Source organism: Mesotoga sp. UBA5847 (genome assembly GCF_002432735.1).
Classification (GTDB): Bacteria; Thermotogota; Thermotogae; order Petrotogales; family Kosmotogaceae; genus Mesotoga.
In genome coordinates this window covers 223-13,615 of sequence record NZ_DJGL01000058.1, presented here as the reverse complement: position 1 = coordinate 13,615, position 13,393 = coordinate 223, and the positions used below count along the sequence as shown (strand labels likewise).

The following is a 13,393-nucleotide window of genomic DNA, read 5'->3' as shown; positions in this document are numbered from 1 at the left end:
TTTTCAATTGTGCGGACAGTGTCCCCACAATTTGAGGATAAAGCCGGTAAAAACGCAGGTAACGATAGAGCTGGTGGCGATTGCAATTACTCACATAGCAGTGAAAAATGGAGTCTGACCCTATTTATTTTTACTATTTAGTGAAAAATGGAGTCTGACCCTATTTATTTTCTATTTATTTTTAGCCTCGCGTCCAGCGATGTTTCTCGGCGCCTTGGGTCTTATTTCAGCAGTGACTGGCTCTTCACTTGCCTTCTCGCGAGCTCAGCGAACGTCTCGACAATGCTCTTTCTCGCTTGATGTTATCCAAGGACGGGTCCATGATCCGGGACGAGTCACGAAGGAGGGTTCTCCACAGAGAACAGCGGGTTCTTGTTCTTAAGCGAATAGCGGCTCTCAGGGCGAGATCCCGTGCAGACCCATCACGGGATGACGGAGTGGGGATATTACGGGATGACACTGAACAGAGGCCCCAAACAGGCGCATATTGGAGCAAGCTTTTCAGGGCAGGCTTACTGGTGATGAAGTAAGGAGTCTGTACGAGTGACATGGGATGATAGCCTTCTCTTGCATCACGTCATTCTGAGATGATCCTGCTCAGAATCTCGCTCTTCTCGTGAGTGAGCTAACTCTCGATAATGCTCTTTCTCAACGATTGATCTTATCTTATCGGTCTTCCCGAAGGACGGTGGACCGTCGACGTACAACGTTGTTTTCATGTGAACCATGTTGGCATATTCTCTTTGAATGGGGGTGTCCCCGTAGGCGTAGAGGAGAAAGGCTGTGCATAATTTCTCTTTTCTGTCCTTAGAAACACTCTCACAGACTTTTACCTTCGATTTCTCATTCAGTGTGAAAAATGGAGTCTGACCCTATTTATTACATGGTTGCGCTCATCGAGCTTGTATCTTTCCGATGGTTTCATTTCAACACTTCCCAATAGCCTTTTTTTGTTGCCCCTACATGGCGTATGCGATTCTGTTCTTTGAGCTTTCTCAGATGATATTTTATACCATCCTCGCTCAATGCCAGTTCTTGTGCCAGTTGACGACGGGTAATAGATGGTTTCTCCCTTAGCAAGAGAACGATTTTTTCTTGGGTAGTTTCTTGGGTAGTTTCTTGGGTAGCACTACCCTTGCTACTTACTTTTCCCCGCATTGTATCCAGATAATTATCGGAAAATGGGAATTCCACCCAGAGATCATGTCCTTCCAGTTGAATACTGGGAGGCGGCGAATCCGAACTACGGCAAGCTGAGAATATTCGTTCAATCCCCCGACCCCAGGATTCAATTTCCCCGGAGCGGAAAAAAGCGTTTGCCACATCCGGATTATAGGGATGGGATGCATGTGCGCCCAATAATGTTTTCAAACTCCACCCTTCAGGCAGTACTGCAGGATTCCAGATTTTCAGTTTGTTCTCATAGACCCGAATCTGTATTGGCGCAGGCACTGAATAATCCCTATGAACCAGCGCATTAAGTACGGCCTCGCGCAACGCCTCGTAAGGTACTGGGAACCGCTCGATTCTCTGAAGACCTTCATAGATGATGGCGGCTTTCATGTATTTGGTTCGAAGTAGATCAATTACTGTATGTGCCTGTGAAAAAAGAGAGCCGTGAATTTCATCATGATAGGCAAGTTCAGACTCTGAAACAAAAAAGCCAATTTTGATAAAAGCCCCGGTGATAAACCGATCAGGATCTTCATGGAAGAGCAGTACAGCCGATCGTTTCAGGTATGAGCCTTCAGTTAATTTAAGCTTTTCAAGCAGCTCCGGATCTGCTGCCGATAAATCCGCATCACTTAAGCGTCCGCTGACGGTAGCCAGCTCACGAAATTTTTTGAGGCTCACCAAAGACAAATCATTTATTGCAACCCCTGGCAGGGGTACAGAATCCCATGTGCGTCCCTGTTTCTGTAGCAGAAAACGATCCAGCGCGGCGCCTTTGATTTCCTGCAGGGTACTGCCGCTACGAATGTAGTAATGACCCCGATAGCTAATCGGGTTGGTGTAGGCAGGCACATTAACTTCCAGCAATTCTGCTCCTTCTTCAGCAAGCAGGTTTACTTCGACAATTATTCCCAAAAGATCACGGATTTTATTGGGTAATTCCTCCATCAGCTTTGCACTTTCAGCAACACCGACTGCCTCACCTCGATCATTTTTGCCGATGATCAGAGTGCCTCCGTGAGAATTGGCAAAACCACAGACCCAGCGCAGATAATCATCACTCCAGGATTCTTTAAATTCAACAGCTTGGTTTTCCTTGCTCATGTATTGATCTCCTTGTTTTGATGGTTTTTCATTATATCTCAACTTACGCACTCGATTTTAGCAAAAAAAAGGAATCCCTATTTGTCCTGATAACGCAGGCCATAAAAGCTGCGTCGCAACTAATTTCCCGAATTATCGTTGCAGCTCAAAATGTACCTCTCTACTTCTGCAAAGTACTGTCTGATCCATTGACTGAATTGTTGCACTGCTATTCCAGTTGCTAGAAAGCTGTTGTAATACTTTGAACACAAACTACACTCACCCAGCGTCATTGCATAGAAGGCTATCCTGATATAGGAGCTACAGAACGAAACGTGATTACCTATTTCTGTAATTTGACGATCCGCTTCAGCGAGATACTTTCTCGATTTCTCAATGAGCTTATTCTGAATGGAACTCCCTCTTTGATGATCGATTGTAGCTAATACCTCATCAACAAGATTCAGCTTGGCCTCTACAGATAAGAGAACTGCGTCGTTATCGTCAAGTTCTTGTATTAGGTCTTCCATATGATCAACGACTTTCGTCAAATATCCGGGCCATTCAGCCTGATTCATCTCTTTCTGAAAGAATCGTGCAGCAAACAATCTGTTGTTCTCCCATTGCCACCTCTCATAGACGAAAGGTTCACCGAGACTTAGAACTTTCCGATCGATAGAATCAATAGAGTCGCGAAAAAACGAGCACAGCTCACCGTATATTTGTCTGAAAGGCTCAATGAGATTTGAATCTGCTAATCGGGTAAGTATGTAGAATAGTTCTTTGTTCAACTCGAATAGTTTTTCAAATGGCAACATACTAATTTCTTCCCATTTCTGCCTAACTGCATACAAAAGTGTCAATAGTTGAGTCAAGTTATCATGAACGTCTGGCATAGTTACCGTTAACGAATTGATTGTCAGCATTGGCGTGATTGGGCTCAGATCGTACACAGCTTTTAGTGTTGAAACAAGCATAATCAGTTGACTCTTTTTCGGAAGACTTGGAATAACATCTATTAGGATCGCCGCAATTGAATCAAGAATCAGGCTTCTGTTTCCTATTTGTCTTCCATAGACCATTTGGTAGCTGAAGAATCTTGCTTTGTCATAAATGCCTCCGTTTGAGAATTCAGTTTTGAATTTCTCAAACGTCCTTGAAGCTTTCTCAAGTTCCCCGTTTCTGACATAAAGGTCTATGAGGTTTTGAAACGCAATGCTCTTGCTCCTTTTCTTGACCTTATCCCCAGCTGAAAAAAGCGCTTTCTCATAGTACCTCATGGCTTCGAGATCATTCCCTCTCATATACTTCAACCTTCCCAAGTTATTGATAACTACGGTGCCTGCCTTGTCTTCGTTTTCTTTTAATGCCTCGCTCAGCAGATCAGACGCTTCTTCTAGGTTTCCTTTGCTTTCAGCCAGCAGAGAAGAAGAAATAAGGAATGATGTCTTGAGTTCTGGGTAATGAGAGATATCCATTTTTGAAAGAATCAACTCGGCTCCCTTGATATTTCCAGCTAAGCAGAACAGCTGTGCTTTGATAATGTTGAGCCTCGTCCTTTCCGAATCGAAAAGAGAAAAGCTTTCGATTCTCTTATAGACTCTATAGGCACCGTGTAGATCATCATTGTCCAGCAAATAGCTTGCAAGAATATGGAGATACTCGATTTTGAAAGGTACAGATAAGCCAAAAAAGATCTTTTTGTCAGGTAAGTTTTGACCCTCGTTAAAATCCAGAGCTTCATACTTCCGCTTAGTCAGCCTCAGAAGAAGATTTTCTGGAAAAATAACGTTTTCACTGAATATTAAGCCAATAACTGCAACTACAGCCGCAGATGAATATCCCAAAAGACTGAATATAAGGCTTCTCTTGAATAGTAGCGTTGTCACCACGGAGATGAGCAGAGACAATATGATTCTGAAAAGAACTCTCCGGTTGATCAACCACCGCCATTCCTCATGACGTGATCCAATAATGATAATGGCTAGAATCTGAACAAACAAGATGAATAAGATTCTTGTCAGATTTCCTGAAGCTAGCGCTTCAAAAAACTCATATGCTTGGTTCATTCTCCTGACTCCTTCAAAAGCGACCTAGCTCTCGTGTTTCAGCTATTGGTTTGCTCCATAAGGGGATTTTCTGACTCCCTAAACACCTTTCCTGCCGCTTTGGCTATTGCTGAGTACTAAACATCTCATGCTATATTTTGATCTTCAAATTGGTGCTCGCTCAAGAAAACTCGCAACCTTAGTATGATAATTCACTTTCTCAAATGTAAACCGCAATTGGTAGAACTACGACAAGTGGTGCGTCAATTTCATCTTTCAAGCTAGGAATTCTAAACCCATTCTTTGCTAACCCCTCAAAGGATCGCAGAAATCCTTGAATCATTTGCTCGTCAAGTAAGCCAAAAAACGTTGAAGATTCCAATGTTTTGATGTGCCCTTCATCAATCTTCTTCACAACTTTACCTAGTAGTCTGTAGTTCCCTTTCTGAACAATCTCCCTTGAACCGCTTCTCAGAAGATCTTTGGACAGGAGGGATATTGCTTTATGACCTTCTAGATTCTTGAAGTCTATGAGATAAAACCTTGATTCTGATTTGTCAATGTCACCGACAAATGAGTTCAAAATGTCCGTTATTTGCTTGATGGGGACCTGTTTCTCACTCATATTTGGTTTGATCAATGGCGCAAATATTTCTATTACATGCAAAAATCTCTCTATAGAAGAGGAAATCGGATTTGGTGAGAAATTTCCGATGATCTCCACAAAGCTACCTTCTGTAAGAGCATTCCAGTCCTCAATAGTTTCGATTCTTCTAATATCTGACTTTTAATTAGCTTCGTTCTCACTTTGTTGAACAGTGAGCCAGGCGTTTGAACTCTTTCAGACTGGCTTTCGGAACTCAAAGCCTTGCTTTTTGACAAGCCTCCGCTGGCAGAGATATCTACAAATGGCAATACTTTAGATAGCGAAATCCCGACACTGCCTTCCCTTTCAGAAAGCTCTCCACTTGTGATCTTGATTTTTTCACTGAGAGATAATCCATTATCAAGAGTTGCAAGGATGTCAAGCATGATTTCTGCATCAAGATAGACTGGAACGACAATGTCCGTTGGTTCCAAAATCCCTGAGGCATCTTCAGATGCCTTTCTCTTTCTGAACATAAATTACCTCCTGAGCTAATTAGTGATCCTGTTTTTCACTGGTTGCATCACTCACAGTCTCCTTTTTTGACTTCAAGTATCTGTCAAACAGGAAGTCAAGGAGCGTGCTGGCAAAGTCTTGGTCGTCGTTTATCTTCTTGTAGAATTTGATATTCGAGTCGATCATGTCCTGGATTATGTCGTTGGCGATGTTGTCGAATGTAAGTCTGGCACTGGAAGGGGGATTTACCTGCACGCTGTTTCTGAGCGCTTCGTTCTTCTCCAGTCTTTCTTGAAGCTGACTGAGGAACACTTTGTCTTCTTCGGTGAATTCGGTGCCGAATCTTTCGTTCAAATCTTCTATGATCTTGGATAGAAGTTCTTGTTCGTTGACAAATGTCCCTGTTTCAGCACTACCATTTGTAGGCTTCAACTCGCCCGGACCTCTTTCCAATTGGATTTTACCTTTTGAGGTCTTCTGAATTCGCAGAGATTCCATATCTATATCCTCAAGCACTTCCAAGGGGAGCTGCCCTCTGGGAATTGGAAGTCTTCTTAGAAGGAATCTCGCAAAGTGATACAGCTTCTCCAGTCCCGGATCGGAGAAAGTGATGATTCTGGAAAGGAAAGAGTATAGATGAACGAATCGAGTAAGTGTCTTACGAAAGTCAAGCTTGACATCTTCCTCAACCTCTTCAAAACTCGATATTACAGGCTTGAGGCAATTATAGTAATCAGAGTGTTTTGACTTCTCAGAAAAATAGACTTCTGCAAATCTGTCCACGTCATCTTGACTGTATAGCTGAAATTGCTCTAAAACTGTCTCCAGATCGTACAAAGTGTCTGGATCTGTTCCTTCAGTGAGCAGTGTCTTTTCATAGTATGGCTGGAAAGACTTTTCGATTTCTTCGACTTCGTTCACGAAATCAAGAATCATAGTATCTTTCTTATCCGGGTGAATTCTGTTTAGCCGGCTTAGTGTTTGAACCGCATGTACCCCGTTAAGTCTCTTATCGACATACATTGTATGCAGAAGCGGTTGGTCAAAGCCAGTCAGGAACTTATTTGCAACAATCAGAAATCGATACTTGTCGGTGTTGAACTCCCCAGCCGTTTGTGATTCAGAGAAGCCGTTCATATTCGCTTCGGTGTAGTCTATACCACCGTCACGAACAGTTCCCGAAAATGCGACGAGAGCCTTTATCATGTCGTAGCCCTTCTCCTTTACGTATCTATCGAATGCCTGACGATATCTTACTGCGTGTAGCCTTGAGCTCGTAACGATCATGGCCTTAGCTCGACCTTTGATTCTGTCCATCGTGAACTGCCTGAAGTGTTCAATGATTATCTCAATTTTCTTCGAGATCGTGTATTCACTTTCTCTGACGAACTTCTGGAGAAGATAAGAGGCTTTGGCCTTTTCGAACTGCGGATCCTCTTCGATCTTCTTGAGCAGTCTGAAATAAGTCTTGAAGGTCGTGTAGTTTTCTAGAACATCCATTATAAAGCCTTCCTCTATCGCCTGTCTCATGGAATATAGACTGAAAGGTTCGAATTTGCCGTCGGCTCTTTTGACCCCGAAGGTTTCCAATGTTTTGTTCTTTGGAGTTGCCGTGAATGCGAAGTAGCTCACATTAGGTAATCTTCCTCTCTTCTTCATCTCATCCGTTATCTTGTCTTCGAGATCTTCTGATTCAACTCCGTCTCTAATCTCTGCTTCCTCAAGAGTCTCCACCGCCAGAACCTCGTTCATATCCCTGACAGTCTCGCCACTCTGGGAGGAGTGAGCTTCGTCTATTATGACTGCGAATCTATCACTCTTCAGTTCCCCTATCTGATCCACAATGACAGGGAACTTCTGAAGGGTCGTGACAATTATGTCTCTTCCGTTCTCGAGCGCCTCTCGTAACTGACGAGAGGTCTTGTCGATATTCTCAAGCTTTCCCTTCACATCTTCGAACTGCCCTATAGTGTTCTGAAGCTGTCTGTCCAAAACTCTCCTGTCGGTTACCACTATCACAGAATCAAAGAGTCTTCTATCATCAACGTGTAGATTTGAGAGATGGTAGGCTAGCCAGGCTATCGTGAAGCTTTTCCCGCTACCCGCACTGTGTTGCACCAGGTAGCTGTGTCCCGTTCCGCTGGTTTTCGAGTCCTCTATTAAGCGGTGAACTGCATCTAGCTGATGGTATCTGGGGAAGATCATTGCTTTCTTTCCGGTCGGCCTACCATCTTCGTCTAGAATATCTATTACTTGAATGAAGTTCTGTATGAGGTCGAGTATCCCGTCTCTCGACCAGACCTCTTCCCAGAGATAAGAAGTGGCATATTTGTTGTAGCCAGAAGGGGGATTTCCAGCACCGGTACCATCACCCCTGTTGAAAGGAAGAAAACGCGTCGCGTCCTTCTTCAACTCAGTCGTCATGTAAACCAGTTCGGGATCAACGGCAAAATGGGCGAGGCATCTGCCAAATCTGAACAGCGGTTCGACGGGATCGCGATCTTTTTTGTACTGGCGCATAGCATCTTCAACAGTCTGACCGGTAAGATGGTTTTTCAACTCGGCAGTAAACACCGGAAGGCCGTTGATAAAAAGCACCATATCCAGACTGTTTTCATTTTTCATGCTGTATTTCAGCTGTCTTACTACCGAGAAGATGTTAGCTCTGTACAACTCTTGAAGGCTCTCGTTCATGCCGGTTACTGGCTTGTAAAAAGCAAGTTTGAAGTGCGAGCCGAGAGACTTGATTCCTTTTCGAAGGATATGGAGTGTCCCATGATCATCCACGGCTTTCTTTATTCGTTGGAGAAGGCTATCCTTGGCCTTGTTACCAGCCGCTTTTTGGTATTTCTCCCATTCTTTTGGCTGGGTGGCATAAATGAATTGGAGAAGATCGGTGGGGATAAGGCAGAGTTCTTTCTCATATTCATCCGGTCTCCGGCTTGAGAAACCACCGCTGACGAAAGCCGTCTGCTTTGCCTTCTGACCGTATAGCGATTCGACAGGAGCTTCCTTCAGTAAAGAGTTTTCAATAGCCTCTTCGAAGCTCTTCTCGTCGTAAGTCTTGCTCACTACGGTACCTCCTCCCGAACGTCTATCTTGCCCGTAACGGCCGCTGTGATAAGAGCGGAACGATATTCTTTCAGAAGCTCTATGCTTTTTTCTATCTTTGAGATGAAGGAGTCGATTTTCTCTGTACCTTTCTCAAGACTCCTAGCTATATTTCTCTGTTCTTCAGGTCTAGGTAAGGCCACTGGATAGTTGTTTACGAAGTCGGCTGTTATCCTCTTCTGACCAGCAGCTCCCTGCATCATGTTGCTTCCAGTTTGTCTAAAAGCTTTAGAAATCGAAACATAGAAAAGGTATCTCAAGTCAACTCTTTCATTTGGCCTTAGCACAAACAATTCGGTTGTACCAAATCCTATACCGTTTAAAAGATCTGAGGCTATTGCTCCTTTGTAGTTCTCAAAACAAGGAGTTATCTTCGCTACAATCAGATCACCTTCTGCGAAATACGTATAGCCTTGTTTAACGTCCAGAAGCTTCTTCACTTCTGCTCCGGAAATTCCTCCGTATTCTCCAATGGATTCCATTGGAACGAAACTCACTTCCAGATCATCTGCAAGATGGTTTATTTCAGTTTTTGAAGGGTTTATCCTTGCAAGGTCTTTCAGTCTAAAAATCCTCCAATTGGTCGGTATCTCCCCGATCCATTCGACTCCCGAGTCTTTCATGGGAGCGTTGGGATCGAGACCTTTAGTCACTGCTCGCGATATTATCACCGCGCGCTTTTCTTTCAGGAGTCCTATTAGTCGCTGCTTCTTGGAAATTAGGCTTATAATTGCCGTTGAATCTCTGTCAAGATATGCTACGATTCTTTCTATATCTTCATCAGGAGGAAGAGTGATAACGAAATTCTTTATTCGCTCGAAGTTGAGTCCTTCTCTGGAAATCCCATCTTCTCCCTCGAAAACTTGGATTTGACCAACGTGTGAAGAAAGGAATCTCCAAATAAACTGAGAGAGAGAACTCTTCTTTGGTCTTATGATACAAACATGCTGGTTGACATTCGATTGCTCCATATTCTGAGGTACCATGCAGGTTCTGCCAATTGAAGCGCCAGTGATGTTCAAGAGAACATCATTTGGAAGTGCTTTGCTGTTAATCATTTTTTCATTCTGCTCATCGCTAATGTAGGCAAGACCTTCGCGACTAAGCCCTTCAAATTGAACATTCTGGCTTCTAATCAACGGGATTCCCGAGACTAAATAACTCTCTGCACCTCCTCTGGGAGTAATTCCGCTTCCAATCTTCTTTGTGAGATGCTTAAGTCTCACGTTCTTCCACTCTTCCGGTATCTCACCGATCCATTCAACTCCCGAGTCTTTGTAACGAGGGTATCTCTTCCAGCGTTTCGGAGCGATTCTCTTGAAATCCTTCGTGATCTCCTCGCTCATTCGATCACATCCTTAAGAAGATCGAGAATCTCTCTTTCCACTTCGTTTAGGTCGGCCTGTATCTCTTCAAGGGATCTGGGAGGCTTGTACTCGTAGAAGTATCTGTTGAAGTTTATTTCATAGCCCACTTTGCCTGTCTTGCCGTCTTTAGGGTCTTTTATCTTCTTGTTTATCCAGGCGTCGGGCACGAAGGGTTTTACCTCTCTTTCAAAGTATTTCTGTATATCTTCTCCAAGTGGGACTGTCTCCGTATCTCTAAGCTCGGAGTCCGGTTCGGGTTTACCCTTTGAATCGAGACAAATGTCAGCCATTTCGTCCCTCTCTGAGAGCGCGTCAAGTATCGCTTTTTTTAGCTGGGCGTTGAGCTTAACTGTCGAGCTCTCGAATGCTTTGTCAAGATCGGTTTCGAAGTCGGCCTTGTTTCTATAAAGACGTTGAGGAAGTGTTCTTAGGACTCTCTTTATCTCTTTTTGCTGTTCCTTTCCTTGAGTCTCTTCGAGAGAGATTTGTTCGACACTTTTCTTCTTTCTGCTCTTGGCAAGGTTAACAAAGGCCGTCTGATCATCCAGTCTCGAAATGCGCTCATCATTTGCAAGGAAGTTAAGTCTCAGAGGTCTTTCAATCGTTATCTTCCTGAAGCCGAAGTATTCGTTGGGGAAGATCTTCGATTGCTCCTCGTTCTTGAAGTCGTTATACAGCTCGGTTATCTTGCGTATATGTTCTTCCGTGAGCTCTCTACGTTTGTTGCCGAGGCTTTTTCTCATGGGAGACCAGAGAGAGGTAGCGTCTATTAGCTGCACTTTCCCTTTTCGCTTCTCTTCTTTATTGTTGGTAATAAGCCATATGTATGTAGCTATTCCTGTGTTATAGAAGAGTTGTTCTGGCATCGCGATAATCGCTTCAAGCCAGTCATTCTCTATTATCCAGCGCCTTATTTCGCTCTCTCCACTTCCGGCGTCGCCCGTAAAAAGAGGTGAACCATTCATGATTATTGCTATGCGGCTTCCACCTTCTTCAATGGGGCGCATCTTTGAGATCATGTGCTGAAGGAAGAGGAGTTGCCCGTCGCTTTTTCGCGGAAGTCCGGCCGAGAATCGACCGGCGGTTCCTCTTGAGGCTTCGTATCTTACGGTCTTTTCGTCCTGACTCCAGTCTTTCCCATAAGGCGGATTGGCAAGTATTATGTCGAATCTGTCGTTCGGGAACTTGTCTTTGGATAGTGTCGATTCATCTCTTATGTTTTCTGCGTCTCTCCCATCGACACTCTTTATTAGCATATCTGACTTACAGAGGGCATAGGTTTCAGGGTTGACCTCCTGACCGTAGAGATAGACCTCCGTTTCCGCATTTATTTCCATGATTCTTTCCTTGGCGATCGAGAGCATTCCACCGGATCCACAGCAAGGGTCGTATATCGTTCTCACAATGTGATTTTTCTCGCGGATCTCCTTGTCGTTGTTCACCGAGAGATTGACCATAACTTTAATGACTTCTCTAGGGGTGAAATGTTCCCCGGGGTTTTCGTTGAGCGCTTCGTTGAATCTGCGGATGAGGTCCTCAAATACATAGCCCATTGTAAGATTGTCAACTTTGTCGGGATGAAGATCTAGATTGCTGTCGTTGAATCTTTGCATAACAAGATACAAGAGACCAGATTGATCGAGCTTTTCAATAGTTCTGAAGAAGTCGAATTTCTCCATTATTTCCCTAACATTTGGACTGAAGGAGTTTATGTAGGCAGTCAGATTATCTCTCAGATTTTGAGCGTCATCCAGAAGGGTTCTAAATGTGTAGCGAGATGTATTATAAAAAGCATAGCCCGAAGCCTTTCTCAGCTGGGGATCTCGATTTTCTATACCCTTTTCGCTTAGCTTCTTTGACGTCTCGAGAACATCTTTCTTTGTGCCTTCAAGAACAGAATCCAAGCGCTTTAGCGTGGTGAATGGAAGAATGACATCCTGATACTTCCCTCGCTTGAAGACATCTCTTATTAGGTCAGCTATACTCCAGATGAAGTTGGATATTTCGTTGAAGTTGGTCATGTTATCCTCCGTTGATTCATTGTGATGGATCGGTACCAATGTATTGTTCTCTATACCCTAACGGTTCGCTTTCTGCGTCTGTTTTATCCGAAACTTTTCTCTGAGATACTTCAGAGAAATGGATTACTTATCTTCGCTTTACAATTTCTCAATCTGCCTCTTGAATCACTATCTGAATACCTGAACCTTAGAAAACTGTTCTCGCTTCCTGTGCTCGTTCTTCGCATGTGTGTTGTTTACAGTATATGTCTATTCGGCTGCTTCTTGCGACGTGTGTAATGGACGTAACTGCCAGAAGTAGAGCTCAGAGTTGCGAAGTTGATCAGATGCGTCTGTTGACTATTATATTCATTGTTACAAAGAAAACCAAATGCAATGGTTTACGTATCAAAAAACCCCGGTCATTTCCGGGGTTTCTCATGGCTTTTGTGTGTGTTCTTAAGGTTTCAGAACAGTCTTAGTCAATTTCGCAACAAAGGCTGTTCTTTCATTTCCGATCTAACGCACAGCTACTTTACCAGCACCTTCATCGCGGTCTTCCAAAGTCCCTTGTTGAGGAACATGACGACTAGGTCTATCAAGACATCCAGAACGAAGTCGAAGAACTCGGGATCGATCTTCCACTCTTCATCCGGGAGCGCGTCCTTTATCATCTGTTTCACTTTCTCTTTCTTCTCAGCCCCGTTGCCGGGACTCTCCACGTAACTTGCGAAGACGGTTATTAGTGAGAGTAGTTCTTTTATCCACAACATGTTATCGCTCCTTTTTGATGAGTAGATGTTAGAGGCCAGAGGTGAGAGGTTTGAAGATCAAGAGCTATAATAGAAGATCACAGTCATTGTTATAGGAGGTATCTATGTTTGGAAACTTCAGAAAACTGCAGCTCTGGAAATCTTCTATGAATCTGACTACCGAGATCTACAAGCTAACCAGAAACTTCCCCGAAAGTGAACGCTACGGATTGTCGTCTCAAATGCAAAGAGCTTCAGTATCTATCCCTTCTAACATTGCAGAAGGGTTTGGAAGGGAATCGACCAAAGAGCTTCTGAGATTTCTCTATACCGCCAGGGGTTCCCTGATGGAGCTCTCAACACAGCTCGAAATCTGCAACAATCTTGGCTACCTTTCAGAGGAAGAACATTCTTCTATACAGAGGCTTGCAGACGAGGTCAACAGGCTTCTGAATGGTCTCATATTCTCGAAGAAGAAGCTCAGATCTTCATCCGGTACTTAGAAAAGGGGACGGGGTAAGAACCCCATCCCTTTCTAACCACATACCTCTATCCACTTACATCTATATGAGGTTAAACAACTCATTCTTCTGGGTGTCGATCACTGCCGCGTAGTCTACCGCATAGCTTGAAGGGATTGCCTTCAGAGTTATGAGGTTTCCCATCACAGTCTCGACTTCAGACTGAGTGAGATTCTCCTTGGGCTCCTTTATGTAGAAGCCCTTGGACTTCTTAGCGGTTGAATCGTACCACCTAA

At 43.8% G+C, this 13,393-nt stretch carries 10 protein-coding genes; 1 reads left to right on the top strand and 9 read right to left on the bottom strand.

Annotated features, from left to right (window positions below):
- Nucleotides 1-921: 921 nt before the first annotated feature.
- The 8 genes from B3K91_RS06000 to B3K91_RS05965 all read right to left on the bottom strand — a co-directional run bounded on the left by B3K91_RS06000 (nucleotide 922) and on the right by B3K91_RS05965 (nucleotide 12,657).
- A complete protein-coding gene (locus tag B3K91_RS06000; protein ID WP_292594306.1) occupies nucleotides 922-2,277 on the bottom strand; it encodes an ATP-binding protein in 1,356 nt (451 codons plus the stop codon).
- Nucleotides 2,278-2,396: 119 nt separating this feature from the next.
- Nucleotides 2,397-4,325: a tetratricopeptide repeat protein gene (locus B3K91_RS05995; protein WP_214061021.1), complete on the bottom strand. Its 1,929-nt coding sequence runs from the start codon at nucleotides 4,323-4,325 to the stop codon at nucleotides 2,397-2,399.
- Between the two features lie 199 nt (nucleotides 4,326-4,524).
- Entirely contained in the window at nucleotides 4,525-5,028 is a 504-nt protein-coding gene (locus B3K91_RS05990; protein WP_292594302.1) for a DUF6414 family protein, read from the bottom strand.
- Complete coding sequence (locus B3K91_RS05985) at nucleotides 4,980-5,426, bottom strand: DUF6414 family protein (protein WP_099829292.1); 447 nt, start codon at nucleotides 5,424-5,426, stop codon at nucleotides 4,980-4,982. Before B3K91_RS05985 ends, B3K91_RS05990 begins: the two co-directional genes overlap by 49 nt.
- 19 nt (nucleotides 5,427-5,445) lie before the next feature.
- Entirely contained in the window at nucleotides 5,446-8,478 is a 3,033-nt protein-coding gene (locus tag B3K91_RS05980) for a type I restriction endonuclease subunit R (RefSeq protein ID WP_292594299.1), read from the bottom strand.
- Complete coding sequence (locus B3K91_RS05975; protein WP_292594297.1) at nucleotides 8,478-9,863, bottom strand: restriction endonuclease subunit S; 1,386 nt, start codon at nucleotides 9,861-9,863, stop codon at nucleotides 8,478-8,480. Before B3K91_RS05975 ends, B3K91_RS05980 begins: the two co-directional genes overlap by 1 nt.
- On the bottom strand, nucleotides 9,860-11,905 hold the full coding sequence (locus tag B3K91_RS05970) for a type I restriction-modification system subunit M (RefSeq protein WP_292594293.1): 2,046 nt from the start codon (nucleotides 11,903-11,905) through the stop codon (nucleotides 9,860-9,862). Before B3K91_RS05970 ends, B3K91_RS05975 begins: the two co-directional genes overlap by 4 nt.
- Before the next feature lie 509 nt (nucleotides 11,906-12,414).
- Complete coding sequence (locus B3K91_RS05965) at nucleotides 12,415-12,657, bottom strand: hypothetical protein (RefSeq protein WP_292594290.1); 243 nt, start codon at nucleotides 12,655-12,657, stop codon at nucleotides 12,415-12,417.
- Nucleotides 12,658-12,761: 104 nt separating this feature from the next.
- Here B3K91_RS05965 and B3K91_RS05960 point away from each other — a divergent pair, with 104 nt between their 5' ends.
- Nucleotides 12,762-13,139, top strand: coding sequence for a four helix bundle protein (locus tag B3K91_RS05960; protein ID WP_292594287.1), 378 nt, complete (start codon nucleotides 12,762-12,764; stop codon nucleotides 13,137-13,139).
- 60 nt (nucleotides 13,140-13,199) lie between these two features.
- On the opposite strand, the gene B3K91_RS05955 is transcribed toward B3K91_RS05960, so the two are convergent.
- Nucleotides 13,200-13,393 (bottom strand): DUF2922 family protein (locus tag B3K91_RS05955; protein ID WP_292594283.1); only part of this gene is annotated, 194 nt, incomplete at its 5' end.

Bases quoted from the DNA above. Each gene is read 5' to 3' on its own strand.
- B3K91_RS06000 (WP_292594306.1), bottom strand. From the start codon at position 2,277: ATGAGCAAGGAAAACCAAGCTGTTGAATTTAAAGAATCCTGGAGTGAT.
- B3K91_RS05995 (WP_214061021.1), bottom strand. From the start codon at position 4,325: ATGAACCAAGCATATGAGTTTTTTGAAGCGCTAGCTTCAGGAAATCTG.
- B3K91_RS05985 (WP_099829292.1), bottom strand. From the start codon at position 5,426: ATGTTCAGAAAGAGAAAGGCATCTGAAGATGCCTCAGGGATTTTGGAA.
- B3K91_RS05975 (WP_292594297.1), bottom strand. From the start codon at position 9,863: ATGAGCGAGGAGATCACGAAGGATTTCAAGAGAATCGCTCCGAAACGC.
- B3K91_RS05970 (WP_292594293.1), bottom strand. From the start codon at position 11,905: ATGACCAACTTCAACGAAATATCCAACTTCATCTGGAGTATAGCTGAC.
- B3K91_RS05965 (WP_292594290.1), bottom strand. From the start codon at position 12,657: ATGTTGTGGATAAAAGAACTACTCTCACTAATAACCGTCTTCGCAAGT.
- B3K91_RS05960 (WP_292594287.1), top strand. From the start codon at position 12,762: ATGTTTGGAAACTTCAGAAAACTGCAGCTCTGGAAATCTTCTATGAAT.